The sequence below is a fragment of the Streptomyces sp. NPDC055506 genome, assembly GCF_053643595.1.
Genome location: NZ_JBSHKH010000040.1, coordinates 1 through 14,589 on the forward strand (window position 1 = coordinate 1; position 14,589 = coordinate 14,589).

The following is a 14,589-nucleotide window of genomic DNA, read 5'->3' on the forward strand; positions in this document are numbered from 1 at the left end:
CCGTCAGGCCTTGTGCTGCATGTCCCGCCGTGCGGGATTGCCCTGCTCGGCGGCCTTCGGATCCTTCTCGTCCGCCTTGTCGCGCACGCCCTGGGCGATGCGTTCGCCGATGTTCCTGTCGATGTTCGACCAGTACTCGAAGGCCCGTTTGAGGACGGGTTCCGTGACGCCGTTGAGGAGATGGCCGACGACGTTGTCGACCAGACGGTCGCGCGCGGCGTCGTCCAGGACCTCGCGCACCATCGTGCCGGGCTGGCCCCAGTCGTCGTCCTCGGGATGACTGACGTAGGCCGCACGGGTGATGGCGCCGTCGGCCTCCCAGCTCGGCGGGGAGTAGCGCGCGGAGTTGGCCGCGGGGCCGCCCTTGGAGTTGGGGGCGTACACCGGGTCGGTGGTGTTGCGGTACGCCATCGCCCCGTCCTTGGAGTAGGTGTGGACGTCGACGACGGGGGCGTTCACCGGAAGCTGCTGGTAGTTGCCGCCGATCCGGTGGCGGTGCGCGTCCGCGTAGGAGAACAGCCGGGCCAGCAGCATGCGGTCCGGGCTGGGGCCGATGCCGGGGACGAGATTATTGGGCTGGAAGGCCGCCTGCTCGATCTGAGCGTGGTTGTCGGTCGGGTTGCGGTCGAGCGTCATACGGCCGACCGGGATCAGCGGGTAGTCGCCGTGCGGCCACACCTTGGTGAGATCGAAGGGGTTGAAGCGGTAGCCCGCGGCCTCCTCGTACGGCATGACCTGCACGTACAGGGTCCAGCTGGGGAATTCGCCGTCCCGGATGTGCTCGAACAGATCACGCGTGTGGTAGTCCGTGTCGGCGGCCGCCATCTGGTCGGCCTCGTGCTGGGTGAAGAACTCGATGCCCTGGTCGGTCTTGAAGTGGTACTTCACCCAGAAACGCTCGCCGGCGGCGTTGATCCACATGTAGGTGTGGGACGTGTAGCCGTTCATGTGGCGCCAGGTCCGCGGGATGCCGCGGTCGCCCATCAGCCAGGTGACCTGGTGGGCGGACTCGGGGGAGAGCGTCCAGAAGTCCCACTGCATGTCGTGGTCGCGCAGGTTGTTGTCGGCGCGGCGCTTCTGGGAGCGGATGAAGTGCTGGAACTTCATCGGGTCCTTCACGAAGAACACCGGCGTGTTGTTGCCGACCATGTCGTAGTTGCCTTCGCTGGTGTAGAACTTCACCGCGAAGCCGCGCGGGTCGCGCCAGGTGTCCGGGCTGCCGCGCTCACCCGCGACGGTCGAGAAGCGTGTGACCAGGTCGGTGCGGGTGCCCGGCTGGAAGACGGCCGCCTTGGTGTACGCGCTGACATCGTGGGTCACCTCGAAGTGGCCGAAGGCGCCGCTTCCTTTGGCGTGAGGCTGGCGCTCGGGGATCCGCTCCCGGTTGAACTGCGCCATCTGCTCGATCAGATAGGCGTCCTGCAGCAGGATCGGACCGGCAGGTCCCACGGTGAGCGAATGCTCGTCGCTCTCGACCGGGGCGCCGGAATCGGTCGTGGTGACAGGTGAGGTCTCCGTCATGAATCTGCCTTTCGTCGTGCGGAGCAGCGGCGAACCAGGCACGCTGCCCGCGCCCGGAGCCTGTCGGTCCCGTTCAGGCCAGGTGACCTTCCTCGGCTGCCACAAACATCGCTTTCGCGACCAATACGTGGATCTTCCCGGGGCTGCGTCCGTCTTGCCTGACAGGGCGGAAGAAACACTCTCCTGCGGACACCCCCTCGCCCGGATGGGTGCGGGCCCCTCGTCCCGCCGGACGCCGCGACGGAGCCCGGGCACACAACTCGGGTACGACGGTCCGGTCTTGGCCGGTGCGAAGGACACGGCGGGCTCAGCCCTGCCCGGATCCCGCCGCGGCGGCGGGGGATGTGGCGTGGGCTGTGTCGACGCCGTGCTTGAGCACATCGCAGGTGTGCTGGAACTCGTCGGTCAGCCGGGCGGCTTCGGCCATGAGGATGCCGTACGGCTGGGCGGGGTCGCTGAGCGGGAGGGAGCCGGCCCGCGCGTCTTCCTCCAGCCGGTCCCGGCACCGCTGAGCCTCCGCGGCGGCCTCGCACAGCTGGTGGGCCTGGTCCTGCAGACGGTCCTCGTCGACCTGGCCTAGCAACTCCGCGATGTGGGCGAGGGAGGCCAGGAAATCGCCGTAGGAGCGGGCGAAGCCGATGCCCTCCCGGCCGGGGTGGGCATCGTGCCACTGGTCGAGGCTGCGGGTCATCGAGGCCACTTGATCGGAGACGCGTTCCAGGGCGTCGACGACGGCCTGGTATCCGTCGAAGGACGTGCGGTGGCGATGACGGCGCCACAGCCGCCGGGGGTTGTAGAGCGTGCTCTCCCAGGCGGTGTGGACCGAAGACTGTGCCTGCTGCACGATCGGTGCCAGGTGGGAGGCGCGCCGGCGCCAGTGCCGGGTGCGTTCTTCGTCCGGCTTCCCTTCGCGCAGCGCCGGGTACATGTCGCCGATGAGGTCGCACAGCGAATGGGCGAGGGTGTGGACGCCGTACTCCGCGCTGCGGTAGCGCAGGGGAGGCAGCACCAGTGTGTTCACCACGACGCCGATGCCGCAGCCGATGAGCACGAGCACGATGATCTGCCCGAGCTGGGACCAGCGCTGTGCGTCGCTGGTCGCGGCGACGTAGGTGGAGAAGGCGAAGAACGCCGCGGTGGCCACCTGGGAGCCCTGGGAACCGAGGGGCCGCCACCGTCCGATGGCCAGGGCCGCCAGCGTCACCAGCACGAACGTGAGCAGGTGAGGGCCGGCCAGCAGGCCCAGTACTCCCTGCAGTCCCACGCCCACGGCGACCGCACCGACGTAGCGCAGGGCCTGCACCAGCGACTGGTAGACGGTGACCTGCATGATCAGCACCGCGGAGAACGGCGCGAACGCCGGCGACTGCGCGGCCATGACATCGCGGGCGATCACCCAGGCGATGGTGGCCGCGAGGGTGCTCTTGCCGATGAGGGCCAGGGTGTGCCGCTCGTGCCCGTCCGAACCCGCCCGGCCGAACCACTGCCGCACCCGGGCCGTCCGGCCCGGGGATGCCGCCTGCGGACGCGGTGCTCCAGCAGCGGCTTCGCTCATCTTCTCTCCCGTTCTCGTTCCACGATGACTGCCGGGCAGGGGGTACCCCCTGCGGGTCACCGCAGACCGTGGAAGAGGCCGAGAACGACTCCGGGGGCTTCAGCCGGTTCCGAGTCCGCCGCGCAGGAACGATATGGCCTGGTCGATGGCGGCTCGCGTGGCCCGGGTCTCGCTGAGCGCGTTGAGCAGCATGAAGTCGTGGATGGTGCCGTCGTAACGCACGGTTGTCACGGGGACGCCCGCTGAGCGGAGCTTGGTGGCGTACGCCTCCCCCTCGTCGCGCAGTACGTCGGCCTCGTCGACGCACACATAGGCGGGCGGCAGCCCGGTGAGCTGCTCGGTGTCGGCCTGGTTCGGCGACGCCGTGATCTCGGCGCGCTGTGCCGGGTCGGTGGTGTAGGCGTCCCAGAACCACTCCATCGCCTTGCGGGTGAGGTAGTAGCCGGTGGCGAACTGCTCGTATGACGCGGTGTCCATCGCCGCGTCGGTGACCGGGTAGTACATCGACTGCTGCAGGAAGGTGACGTCGCCGCGCTCCTTGGCCATCAGCGCCAGCGCGGCCGCCATGTTGCCGCCCACCGATTCGCCGGCCACCGCCATGCGGCCGGCGTCCAGGCCCTTGGACGCCCCGTACCGAGTGATCCACTGCGCGGTGGCGTAGCCCTGCTCGATCGCGGTCGGGTAGTGGGCTTCCGGCGAGTTCGGGTACTCCACGAACGCCAGCGCCGCGCCGGCGCCGACGGCGAGTTCGCGCACGAGGCGGTCGTGGGTTTCGGCGTTGCCGAGGATCCAGCCTCCACCGTGCATGTACACAATGACCGGCAGCGTGCCGGTGGTGCCCCGCGGCTTGACGATGCGGACCCGGACGTCCCCGACCTGGCTGGGCACCGTGATCCACTCTTCGTCGACCGGGAGCTTGCCGACCGGGGCGGACTGCGCGTCCGCGAGGACCTTCCGGGCATCGGCAGGCGCCATCTCGTACAGGAACGGCGGTTTCGAGAACCCGTCGGCGACCTTCTGCGCCGCAGGCTCAAGGACGATCGTGCCGGCAGCAGTCATGACAGCACTCCTCACGCGAAGGCTCGGACATGAACTTTGCCAAGAGCGTGCTGCGCCGACTCGTCACGCACCGGAATCTCCCGACCACCAGGCACTCGCGGCCTGGTGGCCGCCCGCCGTTGCGGCACATCTCCACGTTCGTGACCCTCCCCATCTAACACCCGCCGAAGGAGCACTTCCAACGGACCGGGGAGCGACATCGACGTTCGCCCCACCGTCCGGGCATGAACCGTCAGGTGTCGAACTCGTGGTCGCGGGTCTCCGGGAGGGCCAGCAGACACAGCAGGCTCAGCAGGCAGAGGCCGCCGGTGTAGAAGCCCAGGACGAGCGGGGAGTCCCAGCGGTTGTTCAGCCAGGTGGCGACCAGCGGGGCGAAGCCGCCGCCGAGGGTGTTGGCGAGAATGAAGGCCGCGGAGGCTCCGCTGTAGCGCAGCCGGGCGGGGAACAGCTCGGGGAGGAACGCGGCCACCGGGGAGAACATGAGCGCGAGCAGCATGAGGCCGACCGTGTAGGCACCGGTGATCAGCCAGGCGTCGCGCGAGCTCAGGGACGCGTACATGGGCACCGCCCACAGCACGCAGCCGACGGTTCCGGTCAGCATCACCGGGCGGCGGCCGATCCGGTCGGACAGCCTGGCGACCGGGAGGGTGATGGCGATGCCGGCCGCGGCGCCGACGCTCGCGGCGGTCAGCATCGTGTTCTGGGGGATGCCCAGTTCCTTCGGGCCGTACGACAGGCTGTAGACGATCGTCAGGTAGTAGACGGCCGAACCGCCGATCGCCGCGCCGGTGCCGAGCAGCAGCCGGCCGGGATACCGCTTGAGCAGCCTGGCCAGCGGAAAGCGGGACCCCGGCGCAGGGGCCGGTGTCCGTGCGGTGCGATGAGCCGCGTCGCGGAACATGGGTGACTCGGAGACCGTCGTACGCACCCACAGGCCGATCACGACGAGCACGGTGCTGAGCAGGAACGGGATGCGCCAGGCCCAGTCGGTGAAGCCGTCCCGGCCGGCGATCTCGAGCGTGGGCAGGATGACGGCACTGGACAGCAGGAAGCCGAGCGAGGGGCCGGCCTGCGGCACGGACGCGTACAGGGCGCGGCGGCCGGGCGGTGCGTGCTCCGCGGCGAGCAGCACCGCCCCGCCCCACTCGCCGCCCATGCTGAGGCCCTGGAGCAGACGGAGTGTCACCAGCAGGACGGGAGCGAGGAGTCCGGCGGTCTCGTACGTGGGCAGCAGTCCCACGCCGACCGTGGCCACGCCCATCAGTAAGAGGGAGGCGACCAGGGCCTGTCTTCGGCCCAGCCGGTCACCGATCGTCCCGAACAGGACGACGCCGAGGGGCCGGGACAGGAACGCCGCGGCGAAGGTGAGGAACGCGGCGAGTGAGGAGACGGTGGGGTTGCCGGACGGGAAGAAGGCGGGGCCGAGGACGAGCGCGGAGGCCGTGCCGTACACCGCGAAGTCGTAGTACTCGATCGTGGTGCCGACCAGGCTCGCGACGGCGACCCGCGGGGCCTCGGTCCGCTCGGCGGCTCGGGCGGCGGCTGTCTCCGGACCGGTTGTGGACGGTGATTCGGGCATGGGAAGTCACCCTAGGCCCGGAAATTCGAATTCGACAAGGAAGCATCCGAGGGAGCTTCAGGGAAATCAGGTCGTCCGAATTATCGAACGAGACCGCAGGCCCGGCGGAAGAATAGCCGGCCGTTTACACGTGGCATCCACAACAAAGCGCCCGATGCGGCCACGGGCGGGGTCAGACCGCACCAACGCGCATAGAGTGCAACGAACATCACCCCGTGCCGTCGTCAATCCCGCTGCGCCTGTCACATTGCTGTCAATATTAATTCCGACGCACGCATAAAAATTGACCGATGGTCACGCCTTGCCAACCGCCCGCCGCACGGGAAATGCTCACCACGGCGCAACTTGAAAGTTCTACGACCATCGTTTTTCGGACTTTATGCGGCCACCGGCTGGGGAGGCGTATTACCCATGCTGAAAACCGGCAAGTTATTACGCTTGAGAAGACTTTCGCTGGCGGGTGACGGCCGGCATCTGCTTGTTCCCCTCGATCACAGCGTTTCCGACGGCCCGATCGTCCCCGCCGGCCAGTGGGACGATCTGCTGCGGGCGCTGGTGGACGGCGGGGCCGACGGGATCATCGTCCACAAGGGACGTGCCCGCGCGTTCGCGCCGGACATCCTGAAGAACTGCGCGCTGGTGGTGCATCTGAGCGCCAGTACGGCCTGCTCCGCCGACGTCCACGCCAAGGTGCTGGTCGCCGATGTCGAAGAGGCCCTGCGGCTCGGGGCGGACGCGGTCAGCGTCCATGTGAACATCGGCTCGGACACCGAAGCGCGGCAGCTCGCCGATCTGGGGGCGGTGGCCCGCTCCTGCGACGAGTGGGGCATGCCGCTCATCGCGATGGTCTACCCTCGCGGCCCCCGGATCGAGGACCCGCGCGATCCCTTCCTCCTGGCGCACCTGGCCAACGTCGCAGCGGACCTGGGCGCGGACATGGTGAAGACCTCCGTCGCCCTGCCGGTCGAGCGGATGGCGGAGGTGGTGGCGGGCAGCCCCATCCCCGTCCTCGCGGCGGGAGGCCCGCCGGACGGCTCCGACCTCGTCGAGTACGGCACCGCCGTGATGGCCACCGGCTGCCGGGGGCTGGCCGTCGGCCGCCGGATCTTCTCGGCCCCTTCGCCCGCCTCCCTGGTGTCCCGCCTCTCCGCGGTCGTGCACGGCGACATCGGCACCTCGCATGACATGAGCATGACCAGCCCCTCGACGTTCGTGGCAGGAGTCGCATGAGGTTCGCATGGATCGATCTGCGGGAAGTCCCCGGCCGTCAGCTCCAGGCGGTGGTGGACGCGGCCGTCCACGCCCGGATGGCCGGGGTGGTGGCCGCCGATGCCGAGCTGCTCGCGACGCTGCCCCCGACCGTCACCCGGGTGCTGGCACCCGAGGGCTGGGCCCCGGCCGCCGGGAAGAAGCCCGGTGACAAGGAGGGCAAGGGCACCGGCGCCAAGGAGGTGAAGGACGCGGCCGACGCCGGGTCCCCGTCCAGGCCCGGAAGCTCCCCGGCCGGTACCGGGATCGACGTCCTGCTGCGGAGGTTCGGCACCGAGGACGAGCTGGACGCCCTCGCCGCGGGCAACCGCGCCGCCGGTGGCACACCCGCCGCCGGCATCGTCGACGTACGCGACGACCGCACGCTCCAGCTGTCGTGCGCGGGTGCCATGAAACTGCCGTACACCGTCATCCACTTCGCCGACCCGACCAAGATCCCGCTGGAGATCGTGCTGGCCGCGGCCGAGTCCGCCGACGGCAAGCTGGTGACCGTCGTCGACGGCCTGGAGGAGGCGGCGATCGTCTTCGACGTCCTCGAACGCGGCTCGGACGGCATCCTGTTCACGCCCCGCAGCGCCGACGAGGTGTTCGCGCTGGCACGGCTGCTCGAGGCCACGACACCCCAGTTGAAGCTGTCCACGCTGACCGTGGAGAGCATCCGGCACGTCGGACTCGGCGACCGGGTCTGCGTGGACACCTGCTCCCACTTCGAGGAGGACGAAGGCATCCTCGTCGGCTCGTACTCCTCCGGGTTCGTGCTGTGCTGCAGCGAGACCCATCCGCTGCCGTACATGCCGACCCGGCCGTTCCGGGTCAACGCCGGGGCCCTGCACTCGTACACGCTCGGACCGGACAACCGCACCAGCTACCTGAGCGAGGTGGGCTCCGGCAGCGTCCTGCTGGCGGTCGGTGCCGACGGCCGCACCCGGCGGGTCGTCGTCGGCCGGGCCAAGCTGGAGTCCCGGCCGCTGCTGGAGATCCGCACCCACGCCGAGGACGGACGGCTGGTCAGCCTGACCGTGCAGGACGACTGGCACGTACGGGTGCTCGGACCGGGCGGGAAGGTCCTCAACGTCACCGAACTGCGCACCGGTGACGAACTGCTCGGCTACCTGGCCACGGACAAGCGCCATGTCGGCCTGCCCATCGGCGAGTTCTGCAAGGAGGTCTGAGGCCCCATGGGCGAACGCGCACCGAACACGGCCGACTCGATGGACTCCCTCGTCCAGCGGCTGTTCGACGCCCGGGACGACGACCTGCCGTTCCTGATACATCGCCAGGAGATGGTCAACCGCAGGGAGTTACGTGAGCGGGTGGCCAAACAGGCCGCCGTGTTCGCCGGATACGGCATCGGCCCCGGCAGCACTGTCGGCCTGCGGACACCGCCCAGCTTCACCCAGGTGGAGGTGCTGCTCGCCCTGTGGCGGCTCGGCGCCCAGGTGCTGCTCCTCGACTTCCGGCTCAAACCGGCCGAGGTGGAGGCCCTCTGCGCGGTCTGCCGGCCGCAGTTCCTCGTCGGCGCCGGGTCCAACGTCCGGGCGGCGTTCGGTTTCCGGCCCGAGTACGAGATCACCACCGAGTGCCGCAGGACCGGCCGGCCGGCCGCCACCGGGCACCGGCTGGTGCAGTTCAGCTCGGGCTCCACGGGGCGGCCGAAAGTGATCGGCAGGACCGTGCGCTCGCTCGCCGCCGAAGTGGACGCGTTCGCCACGGTCCCCGGCATGCCGGGGGAGGGCGACCGACTGCTGCTGCTCAGTTCGACAGCGCACAGCTTCGGACTGATCGGCGGACTGCTGTACTCGCTGGGTGCCGGTGTCTCCGTGGTGTTCGCGCCCCGCGTCTCCGCCCGCGACATCCTGCGGACCGCGGTGGACCATCGGGTCACTGCCCTGTTCGGAGTGCCGACGCACTTCGAACTCCTCGCGTCCGCCCTCGATCCGCCCGCCCTGCCCGAGCTGCGGATCGCGGTGTCGGGCGGCGAGCTGATGCCCCCGCGGGTCGCGGCGCGGTTCGCCGAACGGTACGGCGTCCCGGTCGGCGAAGCCTATGGCACCACCGAGACCGGCATCGTCGCCATCGATGTCGGCGGCGCGCTGCGGCCCTCGGTCGGCCGGGCCGCACCGGGCGTCGTGGTACGGCAGTACCGGGGCGAACTCGACGTGGCGCTGGCCGAATCGCCGTACCTCTTCGACTCGGGCGGTATGCAGTACGCGGACGGCTGGCTGCACACCCGGGACCGGGCCACCGTGGACGACACCGGGGCGGTCAGCGTGCACGGCCGGGCCGACTCGCTCGTCGTGACCGGCGGTCTGAAGGTTGATCTCACCGAGGTCGAGCACGTGCTCCGCGAGCACCCGGCGGTCGAGCAGGCGGTCCTGGTCCACGACGGCGTGACCGAGGCGTATGTCGCGGTGGCCGCCGATGCCGGGGAGCCGTCCGCGGAGGAACTGCTGCGGTGGTGCCGGGAGCGGCTGGCCGACTACAAGCTGCCGAGGGTGATCCGGCTGCTGGAGACCCTGCCGCGTACGTCCAACGGGAAGCTGCTGCGCCAGGCGGCGGCGTTGCGAGCGGCGGCGGGCGGTGCGTCGTAGGCCGGCCCCGGCCGCCGCCCGAACACCTTCCGCGCGATCCCCCCGATTCCCCCCCGCCTCCCCGATTCACCCACCGGTACCTCTCACTGGAGTTCTCCGACCATGAGCACATCGACCCTGGAAGAAGAGATCCGCGAGTTCGTCCTGACCGCGGTCATCGACGAGATGAACATCCTGACCAGCCGTGAGGGCATCACCGACGAGAGCCCGGTGACCGTCGGCGGGCTGGACGTCGACTCGCTCAGCCTGATCGAGCTCACGATGCGGCTGGAGTCCCGGTTCGGCGTGGAGATCCCGGACACCGACATCGAGCCGCTGGCCTCCCTGACCCTCGGCGGACTCGTCGCCGACGTCGTCCGACGCGGTGCGCGGGCATGAGCACGGAAGCGGTGCCGTCCCCCATCACCACCGACACCGTCCGGCAGTTGCTGTCGGACCGCAAGGTCTTCCCCGGGCTGCCCGACGACCTCGGCGAGGACGCCGAACTGGTACTGGACTCCCTCGGGCTGGTGTGGCTCCTCCATGTGGTCGAGGAGCGCTACGGCCTGGTCGTCGAGCCCACCGACGAGGACATCGCCGGGCTGACCTCACTGCGGCGGCTCACCGGATATCTGCGCGCGGCGCAGACCGACCGGGCGGAAGGGAGCGGCCGGGATGAGCGGTGACGTGACGATCACCGGCTTCGGCATACGTACCGCGTTCGGCACGGGCGCGGATGCCCTCCGGCGCGGGGTCTTCGCGGGGGTCCCCGCGTTCCGCCCCACCACGCGGTTCGACACCGGCCCGTACCGCACGCCCATGGCTGCCGCCGAACCCGACGGACCCGACGCGGTCGAGGACTGGGCCCTGCGCCACGCACTCGCCCGCTGCGGCACGGAAGCCCTCGACATGGCCGGCCTCGGCCCGGGCACGGAGGCGGCGATCCTGCTCGGGGTGGCCGGCGACCACACCAGCGTCACGCGCTACTGGCGGAACCGGCCGGATGCGGCGACGTCCGTATCGGGGGGCGGGGCTGAGGGCGGGGGCGCGGGGCGGAACGGGGGCGCTGTCCCGAGCGGTGCGGCCGGTGAGGGCGTGGGCCGGATCGCGGATGTTGTGCTGAACGGCGCTGCGGGCGAGGGAACGAGCCGGGACGGGGGCGTTGCCCCGAGCGGCGCTGCCGGTGAGTGCGTGGGCCGGAATCGGGACACTGGCCCGAGCGGCGCTGCCGGTGAGCTCGTGGGCATGAACGTCGGCGTCATGCCCAAGGCCGGGCCCGTTGGCGAGCCGGGCGGCGGGGCCGCTGCGCGGTACGCCGACGCCGTGCCCGCGCGGCTCGCCGAGTTGCTGGCCGGTCAGCTCGGGCTGACCGGGCCCCGGCTCACCTTCACCAACGCCTGTGTCGCCTCCGCCGCCGCGATCATCCACGCCTGCCGGCTGATCTCCTCCGGCCGGATCGACGTGGTGGTCTGCGCGGGCGGATACCTGGTGGAGGAGGAGACCTTCGGCAAATTCGACTCCGGCCGGGCCCTCTCCCGCGACGGCATGGTGCGCCCGTTCAGCGCCGACCGCAGCGGGCTGCTGCTCGGCGACGGAGTAGCGGCCGTCGTACTGGAGTCCGCCGAGCACGCCCGGCGGCGCGGTGCCCGGCCGCTGGCGTCCGTGGTGGGCTGGGGCGCGGCGACGGACGCCCACCACATCGCCCAGCCGCATCCCGAGGGAGCCGGCCTGGCCCGGGCCGCACGGCAGGCGCTGCGGCTGGCCGGCGACCCGGACGGGGCGGCCCTCGGCTATGTCAACGCCCACGGCACCGGCACCCGGTACAACGACGGCGCCGAGACCCGGGGGCTGCGAGCCGCCCTCGGGAAGCGGGCCGATTCGATCCCGGTGAGCTCGACCAAGAGCACCACCGGGCACCTCCTGGAGGCGGCGGGCATCGTGGAGTTCGTCATCACGACGCTGGCCCTGACGGACGGGGTGCTGCCGCCGACCGCCGGGTTCACCCGGCCCGACCCGGAGTGCGACCTCGACTACGTGCCGAACCGGCCGCGCCGGGCCGACCCACGCCGGGCCCTCACCATCAACGCCGCCTTCGGGGGCGCCAACACCGCACTCGTGCTGGAGCGGCCGTGACGACGGACAAACCCGTACCCCGCTCACCCCTCGGCATCCTGGCGAGCGCCACCGCGACCCACGGCACCGGGTTCCCGGACGACATCGAGCTGCCGAGGCTGCCCGGGTTCGTGGAGTCGGCGTTCAGCCCGCTGGCGTACGAGGTCGCCAGGCAGTGCCTGGCCGAAGTTCCAGGGGACGGGTCCCGGACCGCCGTTGCACTGGCCGGCCTGATGGGCGACACCACCACCGCGGACCTGGCCAGCCGCCGTATGGTCGCCGGCCGGGTCCACAACCCGCTGCTGTTCATGCAGGCCACCCCCAACTCCGTACTGGGCCATATGAGCCGGGAGTTCGGGATCACCGGGCAGATGTTCAGCCTCTCCACCCTCGACGACGCGCTGACCGAACTGCTGGCGCTGGCGGACCTCCTGCTGGAGGACCCGGAGCTGGGCAGGGTGCTCGTGCTGGGCGTGGAGCTGGGCGGCGGTGAGCGGGCGGCAGCCGTACACCGGGAAATGGCCGTAGGCGAGCCCCCGTTGGCCGGCCTTCCCGCGAACGCCGGCCGGGCGGCCGCGCTGCTGCTCGCCCGGCCCGGCGACGGAGCTCCCGTGACGGTCCGAGCGGACGAGACGCACGACGGCGATGCCGGGACCGCCGCCCGCCCCGGAAGCATCCAGGGCCTCTTCGACCTGGCGGCCACCCACTCCGAGGTAAGGAAGGCGACGCGGACCCATGCTCATCAGTAGGCAGGAGCGCGCCCGGATCTGCTCCGACACCGAACTGGGCGCCGGCAACGTCCTGGAGCGCCTGAAGGCGTACGGCCGCCCGCTCGACGAGCCGGTGCTGCGCACGGACGGCAGCTGGCAGGCGCCGGACGGCAGCCGTCCGCGGGTGCTGACGCTCGGGCGGCTGACCGAGGCCGTCGAGACCTACGCCGGCTGGTACGCCGCACGCGGAGTGCGGCCCCGCGACCCGGTCGCCGTGCACTCCCACTCCAGCACCGAGTTCGCGGTGAACTTCCTGGCGCTGACGTCCCTCGGCGCGATCCCCTCGTTCGTCAACGGCAACCTGGCCCCGGAGACCGCCCGGGAGTACGTGCGCGGACAGGGCGCCGTGGGGGCCTTCACGGACCCGGAACACCAGGCGGTGCTGTCGGGATCGGGTCTCGGCTTCTGTGTCACCGCCGCCGGCATCGGGCCCGCGGACCGCGCGGCCCTGCCGTCGTCGTACCCGTACCGGCACGACCCGACCGACCCGGTGCTCATCTCGCACTCGTCCGGAACCACCGGCACGCCCAAGGGGGTTCCGCACACCCACCGGACGCTGATGTACGCGCAGGTGCACCGGCTGCGCTACTCCACCGGGACCGATATGGAGCGCACCCTGGTCGGGCTGCCGGGCGCGCACAACGCCATGGTGGCGACCCTGCTGTACTGCCTCCTGCTCCGCACGGACATCAAGCTGCTCTCCAGCCGGCGCGGCAGCGACGTACTGGATGCCATCGAGGAGTTCCGGCCGACCACGGTGCTGGCCTTCGCCGGGACCTTCGGCGAGATGGCCGCAGAGGACCTGACCGATCGCCGACTGGACAGTGTCCAGGTGTGGTTCAACACCGGGGACGCCGCGCACGAGGCGCACATCCGGGCCCTGGTGCGGTACGGCAGCCACGAGAGGATCGGGCGGGATCTGCGGCGTACCCGGGTCGAGGGCTCCGTCTTCGTGGACGGGCTCGGCTCGTCCGAGGCGGGCTACTCCGTCTTCCACAACCGGCACACCAAGGACACCTCGGCCTACTCGCGCTGCGTCGGCAAGCCGATCAGCTTCGCCGAGGCCGCCGTGCTCGCCGAGGACGGCACCCCGCTGCCGCCGGGGCGGATCGGCCGCCTCGGCCTGAAGTCGCCGACCCTCACGCCCGGTTACTGGAACGACTCGCTGACCTGGAACCGGCTGCGGCTGGGCGGCTACTGGCTCACCGGGGACCTCGCCCACCAGGACGAGGACGGCAACTTCTACCACCTCGACCGGGCGCCCGACGCGATCCGGACCCGCGACGGGATCCTGTTCAGCACCCGGACCGAGGAACTCCTCCTGAGGGAGCTGCCCGAACTGGCCGACTGCACGGTCGTCGGGGTGGCCCCCGAGGGCGTACGGGCGGACTGGGACGGCGGGGGAGAGGCCGAGGCGTACGCGCTGCTCCAGCTCGCGGACGACGGCGCTCCGGCAGGCGACGGCGAGTCCTGGACCGGGCGGGTCAACGCGGTCCTGGCGGCCGCCGGGTTCCCCCTGGTGGCCCGGGCCCTGCGGATGGAACCTGACGAAGTGCCCAAGGGCGCCACGGGCAAGGTACTCAAACGCGTGATGCGCGACCGGTTCGCCGCCAGGGGGCAGGAGTGAGTGACGGGACCAACCACCGCGCGCAGACGGTGGACGCGTACCGACTGTGGTGGCAGCACGACGCCCACTGGTACCAGGGGGTGGCCGGGCGTTTCGGGCAGGAGGCCGCGAACGAGATCAACGCGGAGGCGATGCGCAAGGTGGCCGTGCACGTCGGGCAGCGCGTTGCCCGACGGTCGGGCCCGCTGCCCGAGAGCGGTGACACCGGCAAGGACCTGGAGGAACTGCGCCGCCGCTACGACGAGTGCGGTGACCGCATGTTCCCGCCGGAACTGCGCAACGCCTCCACCGAGGTCGCGGGCGACGACAGCATCGTCCTCACGCTGCGCCGGAACTTCGCCATCACCATGGTGCGGATGGCCGGTTCGCTGGAGGGCTACCGGTGTCCCTGCACCGATATCCACGCGGGCTGGTCCGAGGGGCTCGGCGTGACCCTGACCGAGAACCGGGCCGAGAGCTGTCTGCGCGACGGCGACAAGGCGTGCCGCCTGCTGATGCGGGTCGCCCCGGACCGGGAGGGCTGAGCG

13 protein-coding genes are annotated in these 14,589 nt (G+C 70.9%); 9 read left to right on the forward strand and 4 right to left on the reverse strand.

The window, feature by feature from the left end:
- Positions 1-3 precede the first annotated feature (3 nt).
- From ACWIF2_RS17460 to ACWIF2_RS17475, 4 genes are all read right to left on the reverse strand, one after another.
- Positions 4-1,521: a catalase gene (locus ACWIF2_RS17460; RefSeq protein ID WP_454361290.1), complete on the reverse strand. Its 1,518-nt coding sequence runs from the start codon at positions 1,519-1,521 to the stop codon at positions 4-6.
- A gap of 307 nt (positions 1,522-1,828) precedes the next feature.
- A complete protein-coding gene (locus ACWIF2_RS17465) occupies positions 1,829-3,076 on the reverse strand; it encodes an FUSC family protein (protein ID WP_454361292.1) in 1,248 nt (415 codons plus the stop codon).
- 99 nt (positions 3,077-3,175) lie between these two features.
- On the reverse strand, positions 3,176-4,135 hold the full coding sequence (locus tag ACWIF2_RS17470) for an alpha/beta hydrolase (protein ID WP_454361293.1): 960 nt from the start codon (positions 4,133-4,135) through the stop codon (positions 3,176-3,178).
- A 232-nt stretch (positions 4,136-4,367) separates the two neighbouring features.
- Positions 4,368-5,714 (reverse strand): MFS transporter, encoded by a 1,347-nt coding sequence (locus ACWIF2_RS17475; protein ID WP_454361294.1) that lies wholly within the window; start codon positions 5,712-5,714, stop codon positions 4,368-4,370.
- 411 nt (positions 5,715-6,125) lie between these two features.
- Here ACWIF2_RS17475 and ACWIF2_RS17480 point away from each other — a divergent pair, with 411 nt between their 5' ends.
- The 9 genes from ACWIF2_RS17480 (at position 6,126) to ACWIF2_RS17520 (ending at position 14,586) form a co-directional block, all read left to right on the forward strand.
- Positions 6,126-6,944: a 2-amino-3,7-dideoxy-D-threo-hept-6-ulosonate synthase gene (locus ACWIF2_RS17480; RefSeq protein WP_454361295.1), complete on the forward strand. Its 819-nt coding sequence runs from the start codon at positions 6,126-6,128 to the stop codon at positions 6,942-6,944.
- Complete coding sequence (locus ACWIF2_RS17485; protein ID WP_454361297.1) at positions 6,941-8,155, forward strand: 3-dehydroquinate synthase II family protein; 1,215 nt, start codon at positions 6,941-6,943, stop codon at positions 8,153-8,155. Before ACWIF2_RS17480 ends, ACWIF2_RS17485 begins: the two co-directional genes overlap by 4 nt.
- Before the next feature lie 6 nt (positions 8,156-8,161).
- Positions 8,162-9,574, forward strand: coding sequence for a class I adenylate-forming enzyme family protein (locus ACWIF2_RS17490; protein WP_454361299.1), 1,413 nt, complete (start codon positions 8,162-8,164; stop codon positions 9,572-9,574).
- Positions 9,575-9,676: 102 nt separating this feature from the next.
- Positions 9,677-9,952 carry an acyl carrier protein gene (locus ACWIF2_RS17495; RefSeq protein WP_454361301.1) on the forward strand — a complete coding sequence of 92 codons (276 nt, stop codon included), beginning with the start codon at positions 9,677-9,679 and terminating at the stop codon, positions 9,950-9,952.
- A complete protein-coding gene (locus ACWIF2_RS17500) occupies positions 9,949-10,239 on the forward strand; it encodes an acyl carrier protein (protein ID WP_454361303.1) in 291 nt (96 codons plus the stop codon). The genes ACWIF2_RS17495 and ACWIF2_RS17500 overlap by 4 nt, the downstream gene beginning before the upstream one ends.
- Positions 10,229-11,686 (forward strand): beta-ketoacyl-[acyl-carrier-protein] synthase family protein, encoded by a 1,458-nt coding sequence (locus ACWIF2_RS17505; protein ID WP_454361305.1) that lies wholly within the window; start codon positions 10,229-10,231, stop codon positions 11,684-11,686. The genes ACWIF2_RS17500 and ACWIF2_RS17505 overlap by 11 nt, the downstream gene beginning before the upstream one ends.
- Positions 11,683-12,414 (forward strand): hypothetical protein, encoded by a 732-nt coding sequence (locus ACWIF2_RS17510; RefSeq protein WP_454361306.1) that lies wholly within the window; start codon positions 11,683-11,685, stop codon positions 12,412-12,414. The genes ACWIF2_RS17505 and ACWIF2_RS17510 overlap by 4 nt, the downstream gene beginning before the upstream one ends.
- Positions 12,401-14,062, forward strand: a complete 1,662-nt coding sequence (locus tag ACWIF2_RS17515; RefSeq protein WP_454361308.1) for a class I adenylate-forming enzyme family protein — start codon at positions 12,401-12,403, stop codon at positions 14,060-14,062. Before ACWIF2_RS17510 ends, ACWIF2_RS17515 begins: the two co-directional genes overlap by 14 nt.
- A complete protein-coding gene (locus ACWIF2_RS17520) occupies positions 14,059-14,586 on the forward strand; it encodes a hypothetical protein (RefSeq protein ID WP_454361310.1) in 528 nt (175 codons plus the stop codon). The genes ACWIF2_RS17515 and ACWIF2_RS17520 overlap by 4 nt, the downstream gene beginning before the upstream one ends.
- Positions 14,587-14,589: the final 3 nt, after the last annotated feature.

Bases quoted from the DNA above. Each gene is read 5' to 3' on its own strand.
- ACWIF2_RS17460 (WP_454361290.1), bottom strand. From the start codon at position 1,521: ATGACGGAGACCTCACCTGTCACCACGACCGATTCCGGCGCCCCGGTC.
- ACWIF2_RS17465 (WP_454361292.1), bottom strand. From the start codon at position 3,076: ATGAGCGAAGCCGCTGCTGGAGCACCGCGTCCGCAGGCGGCATCCCCG.
- ACWIF2_RS17470 (WP_454361293.1), bottom strand. From the start codon at position 4,135: ATGACTGCTGCCGGCACGATCGTCCTTGAGCCTGCGGCGCAGAAGGTC.
- ACWIF2_RS17475 (WP_454361294.1), bottom strand. From the start codon at position 5,714: ATGCCCGAATCACCGTCCACAACCGGTCCGGAGACAGCCGCCGCCCGA.
- ACWIF2_RS17480 (WP_454361295.1), top strand. From the start codon at position 6,126: ATGCTGAAAACCGGCAAGTTATTACGCTTGAGAAGACTTTCGCTGGCG.
- ACWIF2_RS17485 (WP_454361297.1), top strand. From the start codon at position 6,941: ATGAGGTTCGCATGGATCGATCTGCGGGAAGTCCCCGGCCGTCAGCTC.
- ACWIF2_RS17490 (WP_454361299.1), top strand. From the start codon at position 8,162: ATGGGCGAACGCGCACCGAACACGGCCGACTCGATGGACTCCCTCGTC.
- ACWIF2_RS17495 (WP_454361301.1), top strand. From the start codon at position 9,677: ATGAGCACATCGACCCTGGAAGAAGAGATCCGCGAGTTCGTCCTGACC.
- ACWIF2_RS17500 (WP_454361303.1), top strand. From the start codon at position 9,949: ATGAGCACGGAAGCGGTGCCGTCCCCCATCACCACCGACACCGTCCGG.
- ACWIF2_RS17505 (WP_454361305.1), top strand. From the start codon at position 10,229: ATGAGCGGTGACGTGACGATCACCGGCTTCGGCATACGTACCGCGTTC.
- ACWIF2_RS17515 (WP_454361308.1), top strand. From the start codon at position 12,401: ATGCTCATCAGTAGGCAGGAGCGCGCCCGGATCTGCTCCGACACCGAA.